At 63.4% G+C, this 18,570-nt stretch carries 20 protein-coding genes and 1 pseudogene; 9 read left to right on the top strand and 12 right to left on the bottom strand.

Annotated elements, in window-relative coordinates; all coding sequences use genetic code 11:
- Positions 1 to 105 precede the first annotated feature (105 nt).
- The 3 genes from QRN70_RS26925 to QRN70_RS26935 are packed head-to-tail and all read left to right on the top strand — an operon-like array spanning position 106 to position 2,167.
- Entirely contained in the window at positions 106 to 531 is a 426-nt protein-coding gene (locus QRN70_RS26925; RefSeq protein WP_285420889.1) for a YybH family protein, read from the top strand.
- Positions 532 to 571: 40 nt separating this feature from the next.
- Positions 572 to 916 (top strand): YciI family protein, encoded by a 345-nt coding sequence (locus QRN70_RS26930; RefSeq protein ID WP_285420890.1) that lies wholly within the window; start codon positions 572 to 574, stop codon positions 914 to 916.
- Between the two features lie 3 nt (positions 917 to 919).
- A complete protein-coding gene (locus tag QRN70_RS26935; protein ID WP_285420891.1) occupies positions 920 to 2,167 on the top strand; it encodes an RNA polymerase sigma factor in 1,248 nt (415 codons plus the stop codon).
- 30 nt (positions 2,168 to 2,197) lie between these two features.
- On the opposite strand, the gene QRN70_RS26940 is transcribed toward QRN70_RS26935, so the two are convergent.
- On the bottom strand, positions 2,198 to 3,052 hold the full coding sequence (locus QRN70_RS26940; protein WP_285420892.1) for a LysR family transcriptional regulator: 855 nt from the start codon (positions 3,050 to 3,052) through the stop codon (positions 2,198 to 2,200).
- Positions 3,053 to 3,141: 89 nt separating this feature from the next.
- Between QRN70_RS26940 and QRN70_RS26945 the strand changes: the two genes are divergently transcribed.
- Entirely contained in the window at positions 3,142 to 3,579 is a 438-nt protein-coding gene (locus QRN70_RS26945; protein ID WP_285420893.1) for a multidrug/biocide efflux PACE transporter, read from the top strand.
- Between the two features lie 59 nt (positions 3,580 to 3,638).
- Here QRN70_RS26945 and QRN70_RS26950 read toward each other — a convergent pair whose 3' ends face one another.
- Positions 3,639 to 4,394 carry an SDR family NAD(P)-dependent oxidoreductase gene (locus QRN70_RS26950; RefSeq protein WP_285420894.1) on the bottom strand — a complete coding sequence of 252 codons (756 nt, stop codon included), beginning with the start codon at positions 4,392 to 4,394 and terminating at the stop codon, positions 3,639 to 3,641.
- Positions 4,395 to 4,513: 119 nt separating this feature from the next.
- Here QRN70_RS26950 and QRN70_RS26955 point away from each other — a divergent pair, with 119 nt between their 5' ends.
- A complete protein-coding gene (locus QRN70_RS26955) occupies positions 4,514 to 5,410 on the top strand; it encodes a LysR family transcriptional regulator (RefSeq protein ID WP_285420895.1) in 897 nt (298 codons plus the stop codon).
- Between the two features lie 133 nt (positions 5,411 to 5,543).
- Here QRN70_RS26955 and QRN70_RS26960 read toward each other — a convergent pair whose 3' ends face one another.
- A complete protein-coding gene (locus QRN70_RS26960; protein ID WP_285420896.1) occupies positions 5,544 to 7,157 on the bottom strand; it encodes an inorganic phosphate transporter in 1,614 nt (537 codons plus the stop codon).
- Between the two features lie 249 nt (positions 7,158 to 7,406).
- Positions 7,407 to 8,429 carry a transporter gene (locus QRN70_RS26965; RefSeq protein ID WP_285420897.1) on the bottom strand — a complete coding sequence of 341 codons (1,023 nt, stop codon included), beginning with the start codon at positions 8,427 to 8,429 and terminating at the stop codon, positions 7,407 to 7,409.
- A gap of 274 nt (positions 8,430 to 8,703) precedes the next feature.
- Between QRN70_RS26965 and QRN70_RS26970 the strand changes: the two genes are divergently transcribed.
- The gene (locus QRN70_RS26970) at positions 8,704 to 10,329 is read left to right on the top strand and encodes a methyl-accepting chemotaxis protein (protein ID WP_285420898.1); all 1,626 of its coding nucleotides are present in this window, start codon (positions 8,704 to 8,706) and stop codon (positions 10,327 to 10,329) included.
- A 109-nt stretch (positions 10,330 to 10,438) separates the two neighbouring features.
- Positions 10,439 to 10,879, top strand: a complete 441-nt coding sequence (locus QRN70_RS26975; RefSeq protein ID WP_285420899.1) for a hypothetical protein — start codon at positions 10,439 to 10,441, stop codon at positions 10,877 to 10,879.
- A gap of 25 nt (positions 10,880 to 10,904) precedes the next feature.
- On the opposite strand, the gene QRN70_RS26980 is transcribed toward QRN70_RS26975, so the two are convergent.
- The 3 genes from QRN70_RS26980 to QRN70_RS26990 form a co-directional block, all read right to left on the bottom strand.
- Positions 10,905 to 12,080, bottom strand: coding sequence for a GAF domain-containing sensor histidine kinase (locus tag QRN70_RS26980; RefSeq protein WP_285420900.1), 1,176 nt, complete (start codon positions 12,078 to 12,080; stop codon positions 10,905 to 10,907).
- Between the two features lie 146 nt (positions 12,081 to 12,226).
- The gene (locus QRN70_RS26985; RefSeq protein WP_285420901.1) at positions 12,227 to 12,532 is read right to left on the bottom strand and encodes a PepSY domain-containing protein; all 306 of its coding nucleotides are present in this window, start codon (positions 12,530 to 12,532) and stop codon (positions 12,227 to 12,229) included.
- Positions 12,533 to 12,706: 174 nt separating this feature from the next.
- Positions 12,707 to 13,831, bottom strand: a complete 1,125-nt coding sequence (locus QRN70_RS26990) for a glycerophosphodiester phosphodiesterase (protein WP_285420902.1) — start codon at positions 13,829 to 13,831, stop codon at positions 12,707 to 12,709.
- Positions 13,832 to 14,051: 220 nt separating this feature from the next.
- On the opposite strand from QRN70_RS26990, the gene QRN70_RS26995 reads away from it, so the two are divergent.
- A complete protein-coding gene (locus QRN70_RS26995; RefSeq protein ID WP_285420903.1) occupies positions 14,052 to 14,378 on the top strand; it encodes a DUF2025 family protein in 327 nt (108 codons plus the stop codon).
- A 134-nt stretch (positions 14,379 to 14,512) separates the two neighbouring features.
- Here the strand turns inward: QRN70_RS26995 and QRN70_RS27000 are convergent, their stop codons facing one another.
- Entirely contained in the window at positions 14,513 to 14,827 is a 315-nt protein-coding gene (locus QRN70_RS27000) for an antibiotic biosynthesis monooxygenase family protein (RefSeq protein WP_285420904.1), read from the bottom strand.
- Positions 14,824 to 15,531 carry a CTP synthase C-terminal region-related (seleno)protein gene (locus tag QRN70_RS27005; RefSeq protein WP_285420905.1) on the bottom strand — a complete coding sequence of 236 codons (708 nt, stop codon included), beginning with the start codon at positions 15,529 to 15,531 and terminating at the stop codon, positions 14,824 to 14,826. Before QRN70_RS27005 ends, QRN70_RS27000 begins: the two co-directional genes overlap by 4 nt.
- A 15-nt stretch (positions 15,532 to 15,546) precedes the next feature.
- On the opposite strand from QRN70_RS27005, the gene QRN70_RS27010 reads away from it, so the two are divergent.
- Positions 15,547 to 16,488, top strand: coding sequence for a LysR family transcriptional regulator (locus tag QRN70_RS27010; RefSeq protein ID WP_285421000.1), 942 nt, complete (start codon positions 15,547 to 15,549; stop codon positions 16,486 to 16,488).
- Here QRN70_RS27010 and QRN70_RS27015 read toward each other — a convergent pair whose 3' ends face one another.
- The 3 genes and pseudogenes from QRN70_RS27015 to QRN70_RS27935 form a co-directional block, all read right to left on the bottom strand.
- Entirely contained in the window at positions 16,489 to 17,019 is a 531-nt protein-coding gene (locus QRN70_RS27015; protein ID WP_285420906.1) for a DUF1003 domain-containing protein, read from the bottom strand.
- A 57-nt stretch (positions 17,020 to 17,076) separates the two neighbouring features.
- Positions 17,077 to 17,658 (bottom strand): methyl-accepting chemotaxis protein, encoded by a 582-nt coding sequence (locus QRN70_RS27930; RefSeq protein ID WP_502941683.1) that lies wholly within the window; start codon positions 17,656 to 17,658, stop codon positions 17,077 to 17,079.
- Positions 17,632 to 18,489, bottom strand: a pseudogene (locus QRN70_RS27935) (PAS domain-containing protein); the annotation flags it as partial. The gene QRN70_RS27930 and the pseudogene QRN70_RS27935, both read right to left, overlap by 27 nt.
- Positions 18,490 to 18,570: the final 81 nt, after the last annotated feature.

Here is an 18,570-nt window from a genome sequence, read left to right on the forward strand (position 1 = left end):
TTCTAGCGATTTTGTGATCTGCGGAAATTTTTTGTTTCGTCTGTCGATCTGTCCGAGGGCCGAACGACTAAGGGTGTCTTCATCACAAAAACCACGGAGAACAGCATGAGCGCCCAGACGGAAATTCAAGCCCTGATCAACACTTACCGCGAAGCGGTGATGACCAAGAACGTCGACCAGGTCATGGCCCTGTACACCGACGACATTGTCGCCTTCGATGCGATCAAGGCCCTGCAATTCAAGGGCAAAGAGGCGTACCGCGCGCATTGGCTGGCCTGCATGGAAATGTGCCCAGGTCCGCACATTTTCGAGTTCCATGAAGTCGCCATCGAAGTGGCGGGCCCGCTCGCCTTCGGCCATTGGCTGGTCAACTGCGGCGGCACCAATGACCAGGGCGAGACCCAGAGCTGCTGGATGCGCGGCAGCGCCGGTTACCGCCAGGTCGGCGGCACGTGGAAGATCGCTCACGAGCACTGGTCGGCACCGTTCGACCCGATGAGCGGCGCGACCTTGTTCGATGTGCAACCCTGATCTTCAGCCATAGTTGATCCGTCCGATTCAGGAGAACGCCATGAAGTATTTATGCCTGGTCTACAGCGACGAGCGCTTGCTGCATTCATCGCCCGACAGCCCGGAAGACGCCGAGTGCTGGGCCTACGCCGAGTCGATCCAGGGCAGCGGCCGAATGGTCGCCGCCGAGGCGCTGGAGTCGGTGCAGACCGCCACCACGGTGCGCATGCGCAATGGCAAGCTGTCGATCACCGACGGCCCGTTCGCCGAAACCAAGGAGCAACTGGCCGGGTTCTACCTGATCGACGCGCGCGATCTCAATGAAGCGATCCAGGTCGCCGGCTACATTCCGGCGGCCCGGGTCGGCAGCGTCGAAGTGCGGCCCGTGCGCCAGCTGAATGTCTGAGCGATGATCGACGCAGCGCTGCAGGCGCGGGTTGCGCAGGTCTATCGCGACGACTCGCGACGGATCCTGGCGACCCTGATCCGCCTGCTCGGCGATTTCGACCTCGCCGAAGAAGCCATGCACGAGGCGTTCTTCGTCGCGGTCGAGCGCTGGAAGCGCGATGGCGTGCCGGACAATCCGCGCACCTGGCTGGTGTCCACCGGGCGTTTCAAGGCCATCGACGTGCTGCGCCGGCGTGCGCGGTTCAAGGCTTCGCAGCCGCTGTTGCTGGCACAACTGCAGGAGCTGGAGCAGACCGAGTGGAGCACCGAGGACGTGGAAGACGATCGCTTGCGGCTGATCTTCACCTGCTGTCACCCGGCGCTAGCGGCGGATGCGCAGGTGCCGCTGACCCTGCGCGAAGTCTGCGACCTGACCACCGAAGAGATCGCCCGCGCGTTTCTCGCGGCACCGGCGGCGATTGCCCAGCGCATCGTGCGCGCCAAAGCAAAGATCCGTGACGCGAAAATCCCTTATCAGGTGCCCAGCCTGGATGAATTGCCCGAGCGCCTCGACAGCGTGCTGCGGGTGATTTACCTGGTGTTCAACGAGGGTTATTCGGCGTCCGGCGGCGCTCAGCTGACCCGCGAAGACCTGACCCGCGAGGCGATTCGTCTCGGGCGGTTGTTGCTCGAGTTGTTGCCGGATCCGGAAGTCATGGGGTTGCTGGCGCTGATGCTGCTGCATGAATCGCGGCGGTCGGCGCGCTCGACGCCCGATGGTGAGCTGATTCTGCTGGATGATCAGGATCGCGGATTGTGGAGTGCCGAGCTGATTGCCGAAGGCTGCGATCTGGTGGAAAAAGCGCTGACCACAGGACGCTTCGGCCCGTATTGCCTGCAAGCGGCGATTGCCGCCGTGCATGCCGAAGCGCCGACGGCGGCAGAAACGGATTGGCAGCAGATCGTCGGCCTGTATGACGTGCTGCTGCGCGCGGTGCCGTCGCCGGTGATCGAGTTGAACCGGGCGGTGGCCGTGGCCAAGCGTGATGGGGCGTTGGCCGGGTTGACGCTGATCGAGGGGATTCTGCAGCGCGGCGAGTTGCAGGACTACCACCTGGCGCATTCGGCGCGGGCGGAGTTCTGTCGGCAGTTGGGGCGGGTGGCGGAGGCGCGGGCGGCGTATCGGCGCGCGCTGGCATTGACGCGGCAGGAGCCGGAGCGGCGGTTTATCGAAGGGCGGCTCAAGACGCTGGAAATGCCCTTGCCCTAGCCATTTCCGAGAGAGAGGGCTGAGGGGCTGCTATTCCAGCATCTTGCTCAAGAGCCAGCTCCCGGCCGGCCCCGGCGGATGGATCCGCGACCACAACGCATCGACATACACCGGCCGAGGCCAGCCGCGCACCGTCAGTTCCACCAGAGAGCCATTACCGAAGCGCGCCACCAGCCAGCGCGGCAACGGCGCCCAGCCGAAGCCCATTTCCGCCATCTCCATCAACATCAGGTAACTCGGCGCCGACCACACCCGGCCCTTCGCACGACTGTCGTACGGATTGACGATGGTTGCCAGGCGCAGTTCGCGATGCTGTTCCAGGCTCGCCTGGTCGACCTGTTCCAGGCGCGTCAGCGGATGCTCGCGGCTGACGAACAAAGCGATATCGGTACGCTCGGCCACGGTCGCGGCGACCAGATCCGCCGGGTAACTGCCCTGCTTCTCGGCGAAAGCCAGATGAGCGCGACCGCGCTGCACCAGTTCGATCAGGTCATCGCACTCGGCAATCAGGCATTCCAGTTCCAGGTCCGGATAACGCTGCTCGAACCCGACCAGGGCCGCTTCAAAACGCGCCGACTGATAGGTATCGGAAATGGCCACGGTCAGTTTCGGCTCGACCCCTTGCGCCAATTGCCGCGCGGTCATCTCCAAACGACTGGTGGCCGCGAGAATCGCCTCGGCGCGTTGCAGCATGACGTGCCCGGCCGGGGTCAGGGTCGGCTTGCGGCTGCTGCGGTCGAACAGGATCAGATCGAGGTCGATCTCCAGGCTGGCCACGGCCGCGCTGACGGTCGACTGGCTGCGCCCGAGCTTGCGCGCCGCTGCGGAAAACGAACCCTGGGTGGCGGCCTCGACGAACGCCAGCAGCACTTCTTGGGAAGCCATGAACTATCGCCTTGATCGATGGTTATTGATTATGAAGTATCGGTACGAACCGGGATCATGGCAATCATCGTCACTCAAGGAGTCCGGCCATGACTGCCCACAAATCCATCACTGAACGTATCTTCCAGGCCATCGGTTTCGAACTGTTGGCGATTCTGATCTGCACGCCGCTGCTGGCGTGGATCATGGGCAAACCGCTGGTTGAAATGGGCGCCGTCACCCTCGCCATCGCGATGCTGGCCCTGGGCTGGAACGTGGTGTTCAACGGCTTCTTCGATCGCCTGCTCAAACGCTGGAACATTGCACACAACGCCTGGACCCGGGTGGTACATGCGCTGCTGTTCGAGGGTGGCCTGATCGTGATGGGGGTGCCGCTGATTGCCTGGTGGCTGTCGGTCAGCCTGTGGCAGGCGTTCCTGCTCGACATCGGCGTGCTGCTGTTCTTCCTGCCGTACACCTACGTTTACCACTGGGGTTATGACGTGGTGCGCGAGCGGCTGGTGATGCGTAGCGTCTGCCAGAGCTGAAAACAAAAATCGCAGCCTGTGAGGGCTGCGATTTTTTTTGTCCGGGATTTTTGCAGGGTTTAGAGAAACATCCCACCCGACGCTTCGATCCGCTGCCCGTTGATCCACTGCGCCCCCGGCGACAGCAGTAGCGCCAGTGCGCCACCGATGTCATCCGGCTGCCCGGCGCGGCCCAGTGCGGTGTTGCTGGCGACCATCGCATTCAAGGCGGAATTGTCGCGCACCGCGCCACCGCCGAAGTCGGTTTCGATGGCGCCGGGGGCGAGGATGTTCACCGCGATCTGCCGCGCCCCCAATTCCTTGGCCTGGTAGCGGGTCAGCACTTCCATCGCACCTTTCATCGCCGCGTAGGCCGCGTACCCGGGCAGGGTGAAACGCGCCAGACCGCTGGAGATATTGATGATTCGCCCGCCGTCATTGATCAGCGGCAACAGGCTCTGGGTCAGAAAGAACGGGCCCTTCAACTGGATGTTCATCAGCAGGTCGAACTGCTCCGGCGTGGTCTCGGCAAAGGACGCATGCACGCCGATTCCGGCGTTGTTGATGAGGAAATCGAAGCGCGGCCGCTGGAACGACTGCAGCGCCTGCTCGACCCTTGCGGCGAAGTCGGCAAAGCCTTCGCTGCGGCCGACATCCAGTTGCAGCATCACGGCGTTGACGCCGAGTTGTTGCAGTTCGGCGACCAGCGCCTGGGCTTCGTCGGCGCGGCTGTTGTAGGTGCCGATGATGTCCACGCCCTGTGCGGCGAGATGCAGGGCGGCGTTCTTGCCCAGGCCACGGCTGGCCCCGGTGATCAATGCGATTTTGCCTTTCATGGGTCGTCCTCGATTGCGCTGAGTGGTGATGGGCAAAGTTTATTTATCCGCCATTAGGTGATAAACAGGCTGAAGCCGGAATCACTGGTCGGCTGAATCGAACAATAATCGGGGCCGCCATGAACAAACTGGAACTGCTGCGCACCTTCGTCCGGGTCAGCGAACTATCGAGTTTCACCCTGGCGGGGCAGAGCCTGGGGCTGCCGCGCTCGACCGTGTCAGAGCAGGTGCAGGCGCTGGAAAGCCTGCTCGGCACGCGTCTGCTGCAACGCACCACGCGCAAGGTGCAGGCGACGCAGGATGGCCTGGCGCTGTACGAGCGCAGCAAGGATCTGCTGTCGCACATGGACGAAATCGAAAACCTGTTTCGTCAGGACGCCGCCTCGCTGACCGGGCGGATTCGTTTCGACATGCCGAACATCCTCGCCCGGCGCGTGGTCATGCCGCGCCTGCCGCAGTTCATGGCGCAGCATCCGCAGCTGGAGCTGGAAATCAGCAGCACCGACCGCCGCGTCGACCTGCTCAGTGAAGGTTTCGACTGTGTGTTGCGGGTCGGCGCGCAACCGGACCAGAGCGTGGTGGCGCGGCATCTGTGCGACTTCAGCATGGTCAACTGTGCCAGCCCGGCGTATCTGCAACGCTACGGCGTGCCGCAGACGCTGGAGGACCTGGCGCAGCATCGGCTGGTGCATTACGTCGGGGTGCTGGGATCGCGTTCGGAGGGATTCATCTACGAGCAACAGGGCCAGCTGCGGCGCGTGCCCATGGCGGGCAGCATCACGGTCAACAGCACCGATGCCTACGAGTCGGCGTGTCTGGGCGGCTTTGGTCTGGTCCAGGTACCGCGCACCGGCATGCACACGTATCTGGCCAGCGGCGAACTGATTGAAGTGTTGCCGCAGTTCACCGCGCCAGCCATGGGCGTGTCGCTGCTGTATGCGCGGCAACGGCATCTGCCGTTGCGGGTGCGGGTGTTCATGGATTGGCTGGGGGATCTGATTCGCTCAACGCTCTGAAGTTGACGCGTTACTTTGTGGGAGCGAGCTTGCTCGCGAAAGGGGCGTGTCAGCCGCCATCATCATTACTGGCTGACCGCATTCGCCGGATCGCCGCCCGGCCCCAGCTCGCTCCCACAAAAGCTTGAGGTGCTCAGAAGATCTGCGTGAACAGCCAGTACAGGCTGCCCGACAGCAGGATCGCCGCCGGCAAGGTCAGCACCCAGGCCATCAGCAGGTTGCGAATGGTCTTCATCTGCAAGCCGCCGCCGTTGGCGACCATGGTCCCGGCCACCCCCGAGGACAGCACGTGGGTGGTGGACACCGGCAGGCCGAACATGTCGGCGGCGCCGATGGTCAGCATCGCCACGGTTTCCGCCGAGGCGCCCTGGGCGTAGGTCAGGTGGGTCTTGCCGATTTTCTCGCCGACCGTGACCACGATACGCTTCCAGCCGACCATGGTGCCCAGGCCGAGGGCGATGGCCACGGCGATTTTCACCCACAGCGGAATGAAGCGCGTGGCGTTGTCGATCTGCTGCTTGAACAGTTGCAGCTTGCCGCTGGTGTCGGCATCGAAATTGCCGACCTTGTTCTTGTCCATCAGGCGAATGGTTTCGCTGGCCAGGTACATGTCGTTACGCACGTTGCCCATGGCTTCGGCCGGGACCTTCGACAGCGAGCCGTAGCCCTTGACCTCTTCGCCGATGTGCCCGGTCAGGGCGGCGAGGGCCGGGACCAGTTGCGGCGTGGCTTGCTTGCTGCGCATGTAGTCGGTGAGCGCCGGGCGCGGATCGGCAGGCGCCGGCAGCGGGGCGCTTTTTACCAGCGCCTGTTGGGTCACCTCGGCCACGGCGGCGAACTGCAACGCCTGGTCGGCCGGCATGGTGCGGTTCAGGGCGTAGGCCATCGGCAGGGTGCCGACCAGGATCAGCATGATCAGGCCCATGCCTTTCTGGCCGTCGTTGGAGCCGTGGGCGAACGACACGCCGGTGCACGTGACGATCAGCAAACCGCGAATCCACCACGGCGGCGGCGTGTTGCCTTCCGGCGCCTTGTACAGCGCGCGGTTCTTGACGAAGGCGCGCAGCGCCAGCAGCAACAGCGCGGCGCAGCCGAAACCGACCAACGGCGACAACAGCAATGCATAGCCGATCTTGGTCGCCTGCGCCCAGTCCACGCCGCTGGTACCGTCGCGACCGTGCATCAGCGCGTTGGCCACGCCGACACCGATGATCGAGCCGATCAACGTGTGCGACGAGGAGGCCGGCAGGCCCAGCCACCAGGTGCCGAGGTTCCACAGGATCGCGGCGATCAGCAGGGCGAAGATCATCGCGAACCCGGCGGATGAGCCGACCTGCAGAATCAGTTCCACCGGCAGCAGGGCAATGATGCCGAAGGCGACCGCGCCGCTCGACAGCAGCACGCCGAGGAAATTGAAGAACCCCGACCAGACCACGGCCACGTTCGGTGGCAGCGAGTGGGTGTAGATCACCGTCGCGACGGCGTTGGCGGTGTCGTGGAAACCGTTGACGAACTCGAAGCCCAGGGCAATCAGCAGCGCCACGCCGAGCAGCAGGAACGGCGTCCAGGTGGTGACCACCGTGCCCAGTTCGTGCATGTCGTGCATCAGGCTGTAGGCTGTGAACAGCATCCCCATGGCCAGCACGGCGAAGAACACCACGTAGGTGAAGGGGCCGGTTTTTCTGTCGAGCGCCGGCCTGCCGCTGGCAGCGGACGCCTGGCTGGCGGTAAGGGAGGGAGTAGCCATGAGCGGACAATCCTCAGCGAGGGAAGGAGTGTTGCCCATGATCGTTGCTAAATATTACAGAGAGGCTGCGGCAGATCAGTGTTTGGCTGAATAACCAGACCACCGATCTGAAGGTCAATGAGGTCCCCTGTGGAAGCGAGCCTGCTCGCGAAGACGGAGTGTCAGTCACCATCCTTGTTGAATGACAGAGCGCTTTCGCGAGCAGGCTCGCTCCCACAGGGGATCTGTGCTGGACAACAGGTTCGGTGATCAATAATCCCGGCGCTTGCGAAACGCCCAGCGCCCGGCAATCACGGTAAACGTCGCCACCAGTGCCACCAGAATCCAGAACCCCTGCGGGTCCTGCGCCAACGGCACGCCGCCGACGTTCATGCCGAAGAAACCGGCAATGATGTTGATCGGCAGCGCCAGCACCGTGACCACGGTCAGGGTGAACAGCGTGCGGTTGCTCTGTTCGTTGAGGTTGGCGGCGATCTCTTCCTGCAACAGCTTGATCCGTTCGCCGAGGGCGGTGAGGTCGTTGATGATCAGCGCGAACTCCTCGGTGGATTTGCGCAGTTCCTTGACGTCCTCCTTCTGCAGCCAGGGCGGCGGGCGGTTGAGCAGGCGCAGCAGCGAGCCCGGCTCCAGCGCCAGCAGTCGTTGCAGGCGCACCAGCACGCGGCGGTTGGCGCCGAGTTCGGCACGGTTGGTCGACAGCCGCGAGGAGAGCAATTCGTCCTCGACCTGATCGACGCTGAGGCTGGTCTTGCGCACGATCTGCGTCAGCACTTCGCCCTGGTCGCGCAGCAGGTGCACCAGCAACTCCAGTGGCGAGCGGAAACACTCGCCGGCCTTCACCGAAGAGCGCAGCTTGTCCACCGAGTGCAACGGTTGCAGGCGCGCGCTGACGATCAGTTTGCTGCGTACGCAGACCCACAGCGTCGACACATCCGATGAGACCATGCTGCTGAGGTTGAACACTACATCGTTGACCACCGCCAGCAGCGCCGAATCGACATGTTCGATGCGCGTGGAACGCGAGCCTTCGTGCAGCGCCTCGAAAAATTCTTCCGGCAATTGCAGATGGCTTTTCATCCAGCGCTCGCAGGCGGCGTGCGCCAGGTTCAGGTGCAGCCAGAGGAATTCGTCACTGTCGCTGTCCTCCTGCAGGCAATGCAGGGCGGTGGCCGAGTCGACTTCGCGGCCGCGCTCGCCGGGACGGAAGCGGAAGCCGTAGAGCAAGCCAAACAGGTCCGGGTCGCGATGACTGATATCGAGGCTGTGGTTCATGGAGGCTCGCTGCGAGGAGGGCGTCTGGTGCGGGATTTTCAGATTCACCTGAACGGTATCATCGCAACCGTTCGTGACATTTGTATGACGGCAAAATGACGTCAAATCAAAGGCTTGCCGGCGGTCGGATGAGCCTCAAGAAGCGCTCTGGCGCGCCGATCACAGGGGTGTTAGGTTGCGCGCCTTCGGCCATCGGCCAAGGTTCGCCGACACGGATGTCCGGTTCCAGTCACGTCTTGTCGGGCGTGCCTCATCCCTGTCCTGAGTACCTGTGATGTCTTTGCAAAAATCCCTGAGAGGGCAAATTCTCGCCCTGCTGAGCGGCAGCCTGCTGGCGATGCTGCTGATCGCGCTGGCCTGCTTTCACTTCCTGTCCAACGGCGTGCAGAGCTACAGCCAGTTGATCGCCGGGCCGTTGCACACCTCGCAACTGATCGACGAAGCCAACCTGCAATTCAAGGTCCAGGTGCAGGAATGGAAAAACGTCCTGCTGCGTGGCAAGCAGCCGGCGGACCTGGCCAAGTACTGGGGCCAGTTCGAAGAGCGCCAGCGCGATGTGCAGGACATCCTCGGTGAACTGGCCAGCCAGAAAGGCCTGGAACCGGCGCTGAAGACCCGCATCGAGCGTCTGCGCGAAGAGCATCGTCTGCTCGGCGCGGCGTATCAGAAGGGTCGCGATGCCTACGTGGCTGCCGGTGCCGATCCGAGCGCCGGGGACACGGCGGTGAAAGGCGTCGACCGCGCCACCAGCGAGCAGATGAGTGAACTGGTCAACGAACTGCGCCAGCAAGGCACCGAGCAATCGGCGCAGATCAGCGCCAGCGCCGAGCGTACCGTGTGGCTGGGGCTGCTGGTGATGCTCGCTTCCGGTCTGCTGATCGGTCTGTTGAGCCTGTGGCTGGTCAACCGCAATCTGGTCGAACCGATCCGCCGACTGATCGATTACGTGACCCAGTTGAGCCGCGGCAAACTGGTCGAGCGCGTGGTCAGCCAGCGCCAGGACGAACTCGGCAACCTCGCCGCGGCCGCCAACACCCTGCGCGATTTCCTCGCCGAAACCTTCAACCACCTGCAACGCAGCGCCAAGGATCTGGACAGTGCCAGCGGTGAGCTGAACGCCATCGCCACGCTGATGGCCGGTGGCACCAACGAGCAGTTCAGCCGCACCGATCAGGTGGCCACGGCGATGAACGAAATGTCCGCTACCGCCCAGGAGGTCGCGCGCCATGCGGCCGATGCCGCGCGTGCCGCCGACGACGCCGATCAGTCTGCGCAGCAGGGCGAGAAAGTCATGCAGGGCACCATCCACACCATTACCCAGATGCGCGGGGAAATTGCCAATACCGCCACGGTGATCCGTCGCCTGGAGGCCGACAGCGGGCGCATCGGCAAGGTGCTGGAAGTGATTCGCGGCATTGCCGAGCAGACCAACCTGCTGGCGCTCAACGCCGCCATCGAAGCGGCGCGGGCCGGGGAAGCCGGGCGCGGTTTCGCCGTGGTCGCCGACGAAGTGCGCAGCCTGGCGCAACGCACCGCAGCGTCGATCATCGAAATCAACCAGATCATCCAGACCGTGCAGACCGGTGCGGTGGATGCCGCCCAGGCCATCGAAAGCGGCCAGGCGCGCAGTGATGAAAGTGTCGAGCAGGTGACCCAGGCCGGCGCCATGCTCGAACGCATCACCCACGCCGTGGAAGCGATCCGCGACATGAACCGACAGATCGCCACCGCGGCCGAGGAACAGACTTCGGTGGCCGAAGACATCTCGCGCAACCTCACCGAGATCACTTCGATTGCCAGTACCAACCTCGACAATGTGCAGCGCACCGAAAGCGCCAGCCAGAACCTGCATGGCCTGTCCGGGCAACTCAACGAAGTCACCGCGCGCCTGAGTGCCTGACCCGCTGGCTGTGTACCGCTTCGGTTACCGAGTCGGTACACAGTCGATCTCAATTCGCTGCCCGCGCCGCCGATGGCCGGTGATCTATCACCGGCATTGGAGATTTCCCATGGTCAGCATCACCTCCGTTTCGATCAACCCGAGCGTCACCTCGGCGCCCGGCAAAACTTCGGTCAGCGGCAACGGCGAAGACACGTCCGCCGCCGCGGCAGCCAGCAGCGGCGTCAGCGCCGACACCAGCAAACTGGCAGCTGACGGTGCGGCGGCGGGCGCCAGCAGTTCCAGCAGCAGCGAAGAATCGGACAGCGTGAAAGCGCTGCGCAAGCAGATCGCCGAACTGCAAAAGCAATTGCAGGAACAGCAGCAGGCCTTGCAAGCGGCCCAGGCCAAGCAGGAAAGCGCCGACGCCAAGGCTGCCGACGTCGCCGCTGCACAGGCGCAGATCGCAACCACTTCGTCTTCATTGCAGACCGCCACTGCCGCGTTGCTGCAGGCGTTGCAGGATTCCGACAGCAGCACGGCCGGCGCGCTGCTCAGCACGTCGGCCTGACTGGCGCCTGCGCTCGGCGTGGGGCTCAGGGGCGCGGCAGGCTGAAGGTGAACAGGGTGCCGCTCTGCGCGGTGGACGCCACGTGCAGGCGGCCGCCGTGGGACTGGGCGATCTGGCTGGCGATGTACAGGCCCAGGCCGAGGCCGGCCTGCGGCGCGCCATGCGCTGGCCGCGAGTAGGGCTGGAACAGGTGGGGCAGCACTTCGTCGGGAATCTGTCCCTGATTCTTCACCGCCAGCATCAGCGCGCCGTGATCGACCTCGGCGATCACCTCGACGTCACCGTCGGGGTCGCCGTGGGTCATGGCGTTGGCCAGCAGGTTGGACAGCAACTGACCGAGGCGCGCGCGATCGCAATGCACGCCGCGCAGGTCACCGATGGACGCGTGGATCTGCCGCCCGGGGTTGACGCTGTGGATTTCCGTGACCACGTGCTGCAGCGTATCCGCCAGGTCGTCACAGGGCTGCACATTCACCGGAATGCCGTTGCCCAGCCGTCCGCGGGCGAAGTCCAGCACGTCGTCGACCAGCCGCGTGGCGCGTTGCGCGCTGGTGATGATGTTGCGCACCCGTGGCTCGCTGGCCGGGTCGGGGTGCTTGCGCAGGAGCATTTCCGCACCGGCGCTGATGGCGAACAACGGGTTGCGCAGATCATGGCCGAGCACGGCGATGAACTGTTCGCGCAGCTCGGCGGTTTGCCGTTCCTGCAGCAGCGCCGCTTCGGTGCGCTGCTGGTTTTCTTCGGCTTCGATCTGCAGCGCGAGCATCCGCGCGAAGGATTCCATGGTGCTCTGGATGCTGCTGGACGTGAGCGCCGCCGGGTTCGGGTCGAGGGCGCAGATGGTGCCGAAGAAACTGCCGTCGGTGCGGAACACCGGGACCGAGATATAGCTCTCGAACTTGTAGATGCGCGGGGTGTGGTGATGGCGGTAGTGCGGGTCCTCGCTGGCCTTGTCGATCACCACCGCGCGGTGCGACGAGCGGATTTCATGGCACAGCGTGGTGACCAGGTCCAGCTCGCCGCCGACCTGCAAGCCGAATTCCAGCGAGTCGAGCACGGCGCAGGCGGTCCACGACTCCTCGGTGACCCGCGCCACGGCGGCGAAGCGCAGGCCGGTCAGCTCGCGAATCACCTGGAGAATCGCCGGCACCGCGCTGATGCGGCCAATGGTGGCGATGTCTGCTGCTTTGCTGTGCCCCATGTCCGCTGCCTTTGCCGTGGTGTGTTCAGTAGCGGCCATACTAGCGGGCTGACTGCAAATGCGCTTGTGTTGAATGCGTTGCGTGGCGGCCAGGCACAAAAAAGCCGCACGACCGGTCTGGTCGTGCGGCGGGTTGTTGCGGCTTATCAGGTGTCTTGCTTGTTGCTCAGGACCTTGCCGGTGGTGGCGTCGAAGTCGACGTCGAATTCCTTGCCGTCGGCGGTGGTCAGCTCGACTTCGTATTCGTAACCGTTGAAGTGGTTATCCAGGTCGGTATCGGTGATCTTCGCGTTCGGATGCAGTTTCAGCGCCGCCTGGTTCATTTCTTCCAGCGGCTTGATCTTGCCTTCCTTGACCAGTTGCGGGATCTGATCGACGCGAACATCCGCCTGGGCCAGGCCGGCGGTCAGGGTCAGGGCGGCAGCGGTAAACAGGGCAGTCAAAGTTTTCATCGGTTCGTTCCTTGGTTGGCTTGAGTGCGTGATTCGTTGCAGTGGGTTCAGATTAATCAGCGCAACTTAATTCACCCTTAAAACGCCATACCCGGAAAACAGCGCGGGCAAGTCGCGTCCCACCGGTCTTCGGTGGGGCACGACTTGCCCGCGATCTGCCGCTGGGACGGACAATCAGAAGCCGTTGTTCTTCAACACCTGATCGACACTGGCCGCTGCCGGACGCTTGTAGAACTTCAGCAGTTCGCTGGCGCGGTTGGTGAAGATGCCGTCGACGCCGGCGGCCATGACTTTCGCGAAGTCCAGCGGCTCGTCGACGGTGTAGACGTGCACCAGCAGGCCCTGGTCGTGGGTGTACTGGTTCATCCAGGGCTGCACCAGGTCCGAATAGCTCTGGTCGCCGCCCTTGGTCAGCTTCGCCGAAGGGCCGGTGCCGATGGCGCCGTGAGCCTTGGCGAAATCAACCCACTGTTTGAATTCGGCGTCGGACTTCGGCTCCTGCTTGCCGTAGAACGCGTTCTTGTCCTTCTCGCCGGACTCGGCAAAGGTCACTTTCGACTTCGGCTCGATGCTGCCTTCGCCAACCCACAGCAACAGGATCTTCGGCACCTGCGGCATTTCCTTTTGCAGCAGTTCGAGGCTGTTCTTCTCGAAGGTCTGCAGGATCACCTTGCCTTTGCCCTGGCCGACGCCCAGTTCGCTTTTCGCCAGTTTCGAACCGGCCGGGCTCAGCCAGCCGCGGTCCTGGAGTTTTTCCTTGAGGTCATGCTCGATGCCCGGGAACAGCTGCGGTTCCTTGGTTTCGATGTACAGGCCAGGCTTGTGCAGCGGGTTGGCCTGGGCGATGTCGATGATTTCATCGAGGGTGAGGATTTTCAGCCCGGCGTAGGACGCGCGCGCGCGCTCGGGATAGGCCTTGTTGTACCAGCTGCCGGCATCGAGGGTTTTCAGCTCGGCCATGGTGAAGGCGTTGGCCGGGCTGTCCTTGCGCTCGGGGAATTTGCTGGCGACGTCGGTGGTGCGCTGCAGGTTGTCGTCGTGCAGGGCGAACAGCACGCCGTCCTTGCTGCGTTGCAGGTCCATTTCCAGATAGTCGGCGCCGAGGTCGCGAGCCAGTTTGTAGGAAGCGGCGGTGGATTCCGGGGCGTCGAAGGAAGCGCCGCGGTGAGCGATCACCGCCGGGTGCGGAATGCCGTGGCTGGCGGCCAGGGCGTTGAGGTCCGGGCTGGCGGCGTGGGCCTGACCGAGGCCGAGCAGCAGGCTCAGCAGCAGGGCGCTTTGGGTGAAAGTGGCGGGCATGGTCGAGATCCTTTCGCAGGCTATTTCAAGGACGTACCTTTTAACAACTGAATCGGGTGCGTGCTATCGCCAGACCGACATAAACGTATTAAAAGCGATTTTTCCTACGCTTTTGTGTTGCCGTTTGCAGTACGCTTGCCCACGGCAGCCGCCCCGGCAGAGGGCGCGCCCACTCTTTCGCCCTGCGTGTAGACCATCGATCCATTTCGTGAGGTTTACCATGCACATCACTTCGCAACTCATCTGCCAGGCGGCTGACGACCTCAAGGGCTTCGTCGGCCTCAACCGCAAGACCGGCCAATACATCGTGCGTTTCAGCGAGGATGCCTTCGGCATGGACGTGGCTGACGACGGCATCATCCCCGCCAGTGAATTTGTCTGGGCGCCGGCAACGGCGCAGACCATGACCCTCAAGCGTGAGCTGATCCAGCTGTTGCTGGATCAACACATCGATGAGCGGATCAACATCACCGAGCCGTTGCGCGTGTACATGCGCAAGCAGGCGGTGCCGGAGATTGTCGCGGTGCGCAGCCTGGTGCGGGGCTGAGATTTTTCCAGTGACGCCACTGGCCTCATCGCGGGCAAGCCACGCTCCCACAGGTTATGCGTTGTTCTGCAGATCACGCTGTACCTGTGGCAGCTGGCATGCCCGCGATGAGGCCGCTGAGAACGCCACCCAACTCACTGGCCAAACCGATACTCGCGTTCCACCCGACACACCCGCGTGTGGAACGCCGAATACCACTGCGCCCGCCCGCGCGCCTGAATCTCCCGGTGCTCGGGATGCTCGCGCCAGGCCAGGATCGCCGCCTCGCTGTGCCAGTACGAAATGGTGATCCCAACCCCGTCTTCGCCGCGAATCGAATCGATGCCGAGAAACCCCGGTTGCTGGCTGACCAGTTCCATCATGCGCTCGGAGGCTGCCGCGTAACCGTGGTCACCCGGGGTGCGGGTCGAGGTGAAAATCACCGCGAAGCAAGGCTCGTTCGGCTTCATCGGCGTTGCTGCGCACAGGCTTCGACGAATGCTCGCACCAGCGCCGGGACCTGACCCTTGAGCGCCGCGCGTTCCGGCTGGAACAACGTCGCGACAAAGAACGGATGGCCGCTGAGTTCAATGGCGCGCAGGTCGCCTGCCGAGTCGTGACCCACCGCATGCAGGTCATGGCTGAGCAGCGCTTGTGCAAATTGCGGATTCACACCGTAGCGGCAGCGATAACCTTCACGAATCTCGGACGTTTCGTACGCCTTGGCGATCAACGTACCTGGCAGCAGGTGGATGCTGTCCACGGCTTCGACCAATGCGCAGGTCAGCGGCGTCAGCACGGCGCGCTCGGCAGCGGGCGAGGTTTCGCCATGTTCGGCATCGGCCCAGCCCAGCACATGGCGGGAAAACTCCAGCACGGCATGCTGAAAACCACCGCAGGTGCCGAGGAACGGTCGCTGTTGCTCGCGGGCAAAGCGAATGGCGCGTAGCGCGCCGACTTCGCTCTGGTAAGGGCTGGCAGGAACACACCAGAAGCCGTGGTAACCGTGCAGCGGTGTATCGGGGTGGATCTGCGCGGTGGCCAGCCACTCGAACTGCACGGTGTGGCCGGTGTGTTCGGCGACGAGGCCGAGCGCGAGCGCAATGGCTTGGTGGGCGGTGACTTGCGGGTCGTAGTCGCCGATCAGGGCAATGCGGAGTGGTCTCGATTCCATGTGATTTCGCTGCGCTTGTTGAGAGATGCCACTCACTATAGATTGGCGCTCACGCACTCAATATTGGCGTTTACCCAAGTGATCAATGCAGCCGCGCACTATCGCCTCGACTATCCCGATCTGGCCCTGATCCTCGCGCTGGTGCGCGGCGGCTCTCTGGCCCGGGCTGCGCAGCTGTTGAAGGTCGATGTGTCGACGGTGTTCCGCGCCGTGCGCCGCCTCGAAGCCGCACTCGGTCAGCAACTGTTCGAAAAAAGTCGCGCCGGCTATTTGCCCACCAGCCTCGCACAGAGTCTGGCGGAGCAGGCCGAGCGTGCCGAGCAGGCACTCGATGCGGCGCGGATTGGCGTGGAGCAGGGCGGGGCTGTGGTCAGCGGCACGGTACGCCTGACCTGTACCGACTCGGTGCTGCAAGGCCTGCTGCTGCCGGCACTGGCGCAGTTCATGCCGAATTACCCGGCGCTGACCCTGGAACTGAGCACCTCCAACGATTTCGCCAACCTTAGCCGGCGCGATGCCGACATCGCCTTGCGCCTGACGCGCACGCCGCCCGAGCACCTGGTCGGACGGCAGCTGGCGAAGATTTCCTACCGCGTGTGTGCCAGCGCGCGTTACCTGCGCGGCGTCGATCCAGCGGATCTGGTCGCGCTGACCTGGATCGCCCCGGACGACTTCCTGCCCGATCACCCGACCGTCGCCTGGCGCCGCCAGCATTTACCGGGGGTCACCCCGGGCTATCGCTGCAACAGCATGCTGTCCGTGACCGAACTGGTACGCGCCGGGCTCGGCGTGGCGGCGTTGCCGGACTTTCTTATCGGCGACGGTTTGCAGGCGTTGAGCGAACCGTTGCACGGCTACGACACCGCGCTGTGGCTGCTGACCCGCCCGGACTGCCGGGCGTTGCGCTCGGTGGTGACGTTGTTCGATGAACTCGGACGGGCGCTGCGCTTGCCGTAATCAGCGCTGCGGATTTTCGCGCATGTGTTGATGCAGTTCGCTGGTCAGGCTTTCGATGCGTTCGGTCAGACTCTTGGTCATTTCGGTGAGGCGGGTGTTCTGCTCCAGCAGCTCGAGCAGTTGCGCGGTGTTCTTTGCGGCCTGGGCCTGCCGCTCGGAATTGGCCACGGCCAGGGCTTCGCGGTGTTGCGCGTCGGCTTCCGATTGCGCCTTGTCGCGTGCGGCCTGGCGGGTCTGGGCCAGCAGAATCAACGGCGCGGCGTAGGCCGATTGCAGGCTGAACGCGAGGTTGAGCAGGATGAACGGATACACGTCGAAGTGAGTGACGCCGAAGACATTGAGGCTGACCCACAGCAGCACGATCAGCGTCTGTGCGCCGAGAAACGTCGGCGTGCCGAAGAACCGCGCAAACGCTTCGGCGCGCAAAGCGAACTTGTCGTTACCGAAGGTCGGGGCAAGGTGCGCGTGAGGGCGATGGAAGCGCAGGTGATCGACGGGCGCGGCGGTTTGCGGTTTGTCTGGGCGGGTCATGATGGGCTCGGCAGGGCTTGGGACTGGCGGTCACTATAGCCCTGCACAAGGTAAATCTCAGTCCGGCGAGCGCTCGTTGGCAAACATGCTCACCGCCTGCACCGCTTCACTGGCACCGTCGCGAATCTGCAGAATCACCGTCCCCGCCTGATCCGCCAGTTCCACGCCCTGCGCAGCGCGACCGCGCGTGCTGTCCATGCTCTTGATCGCCTGGCGGGTTTCGCTCTGGATCAGCCCGATCATGTTGGAAATCTCCGCCGTCGAGCCGCTGGTGCGCGCCGCCAGCTGCCGCACTTCATCGGCGACCACGGCAAATCCGCGTCCCTGTTCGCCGGCCCGAGCCGCCTCGATGGCAGCGTTGAGCGCCAGCAGGTTGGTCTGGTCGGCAATCGCGCGGATGGTGTTGACGATGGCGGTGATCTGCTCCGAGCGCTCGCCGAGCTGGGCAATCAAGGTCGACGATTGCGCGATGTCGTCGGCGATTTCACGCATTTCACTGGCGGCTTGCTGGATGACTTGCGTGCCCTGTTCGGCGACTTTTCGCGTCGCCACCGAGATGTGGTAAGCGGCGCTGGCGCTGCGCGCGTCCTGCTCGTGTTGCACGACTCGAGCCGTGACGTCGGACGCGAACTTCACCACTTTGCACAAGCGGCCAGCGGCGTCGTAGACCGGGTTGTAGTTGGCCTCCAGCCAGACGATCTGCCCGCGTTTGTCGACGCGCTCGAACTGCCCGGTGAACAATTCGCCTTGATTCAGCCGGCGCCAGAAATCCTGATAGGCACTGCTGTTGACCAGCTCCGGGGTGCAGAACAGGCTGTGGTGTTTGCCTTTGAGCTCGGCGAGGGTGTAACCCATGCGCGTCAGAAAATTCTGATTAGCCGTGAGAATACTGCCGTCGAGATTGAATTCGATCACTGCCATGGCGCGATCGATCGCCTGCAGTTTGGCGTTGGCTTCGCTTTCCTGCTGCACCTTGGCCGTGACGTCCATGGCGTACTTGACCACTTTCACCACGCGCCCAGACGCGTCCTTGATCGGGTTGTAGCTGGCTTCGAGCCAGATCGGCCGGCCCTGACTGTCGACGCGTTCGAAGGTGCCGGACTGGAACTGGCCGTTTTTCAGGCGCGACCACAAATCGCTGTACTGGCTGCTGCGGGCGAATTCGTCCGGGCAGAAGCGGCGGTGGGACTGACCGATCACTTGCTCGGCGGTGTAACCCATGGTCTTGAGAAAGTTTTCGTTGGCGCGCAACACCACGGCGTCGAGATCAAATTCGATCACCGCCATCGAACGGTCGATGGCTTCGAGCAGGCCGGATTGCTGAGCGAGGGTGTGTTGCAGGTCGTCGATGACGGCTTTGTGGCGATTGAAGAACATGCTGGCTGCACTCTGGAAATTAGGGCTGAAGTGTTGTCCCTGTTCCCGCGTTGGCAGACCGAAGGTGCTGGCGACATTCGGCATTGACTGCATAGTGCCAGCATCCAGGCTGACGAGGCGATATTATACAAAGTCGATGCTCTTGTACAAGAAAACGCTTTCGACAGATTTTGT

It is taken from the genome of Pseudomonas sp. efr-133-TYG-5 (genome assembly GCF_030209175.1).
Taxonomy (GTDB): Bacteria; Pseudomonadota; Gammaproteobacteria; order Pseudomonadales; family Pseudomonadaceae; genus Aquipseudomonas.

Bases quoted from the DNA above. Each gene is read 5' to 3' on its own strand.
- QRN70_RS26925 (WP_285420889.1), top strand. From the start codon at position 106: ATGAGCGCCCAGACGGAAATTCAAGCCCTGATCAACACTTACCGCGAA.
- QRN70_RS26930 (WP_285420890.1), top strand. From the start codon at position 572: ATGAAGTATTTATGCCTGGTCTACAGCGACGAGCGCTTGCTGCATTCA.
- QRN70_RS26935 (WP_285420891.1), top strand. From the start codon at position 920: ATGATCGACGCAGCGCTGCAGGCGCGGGTTGCGCAGGTCTATCGCGAC.
- QRN70_RS26940 (WP_285420892.1), bottom strand. From the start codon at position 3,052: ATGGCTTCCCAAGAAGTGCTGCTGGCGTTCGTCGAGGCCGCCACCCAG.
- QRN70_RS26945 (WP_285420893.1), top strand. From the start codon at position 3,142: ATGACTGCCCACAAATCCATCACTGAACGTATCTTCCAGGCCATCGGT.
- QRN70_RS26950 (WP_285420894.1), bottom strand. From the start codon at position 4,394: ATGAAAGGCAAAATCGCATTGATCACCGGGGCCAGCCGTGGCCTGGGC.
- QRN70_RS26955 (WP_285420895.1), top strand. From the start codon at position 4,514: ATGAACAAACTGGAACTGCTGCGCACCTTCGTCCGGGTCAGCGAACTA.
- QRN70_RS26960 (WP_285420896.1), bottom strand. From the start codon at position 7,157: ATGGCTACTCCCTCCCTTACCGCCAGCCAGGCGTCCGCTGCCAGCGGC.
- QRN70_RS26965 (WP_285420897.1), bottom strand. From the start codon at position 8,429: ATGAACCACAGCCTCGATATCAGTCATCGCGACCCGGACCTGTTTGGC.
- QRN70_RS26970 (WP_285420898.1), top strand. From the start codon at position 8,704: ATGTCTTTGCAAAAATCCCTGAGAGGGCAAATTCTCGCCCTGCTGAGC.
- QRN70_RS26975 (WP_285420899.1), top strand. From the start codon at position 10,439: ATGGTCAGCATCACCTCCGTTTCGATCAACCCGAGCGTCACCTCGGCG.
- QRN70_RS26980 (WP_285420900.1), bottom strand. From the start codon at position 12,080: ATGGGGCACAGCAAAGCAGCAGACATCGCCACCATTGGCCGCATCAGC.
- QRN70_RS26985 (WP_285420901.1), bottom strand. From the start codon at position 12,532: ATGAAAACTTTGACTGCCCTGTTTACCGCTGCCGCCCTGACCCTGACC.
- QRN70_RS26990 (WP_285420902.1), bottom strand. From the start codon at position 13,831: ATGCCCGCCACTTTCACCCAAAGCGCCCTGCTGCTGAGCCTGCTGCTC.
- QRN70_RS26995 (WP_285420903.1), top strand. From the start codon at position 14,052: ATGCACATCACTTCGCAACTCATCTGCCAGGCGGCTGACGACCTCAAG.
- QRN70_RS27000 (WP_285420904.1), bottom strand. From the start codon at position 14,827: ATGAAGCCGAACGAGCCTTGCTTCGCGGTGATTTTCACCTCGACCCGC.
- QRN70_RS27005 (WP_285420905.1), bottom strand. From the start codon at position 15,531: ATGGAATCGAGACCACTCCGCATTGCCCTGATCGGCGACTACGACCCG.
- QRN70_RS27015 (WP_285420906.1), bottom strand. From the start codon at position 17,019: ATGACCCGCCCAGACAAACCGCAAACCGCCGCGCCCGTCGATCACCTG.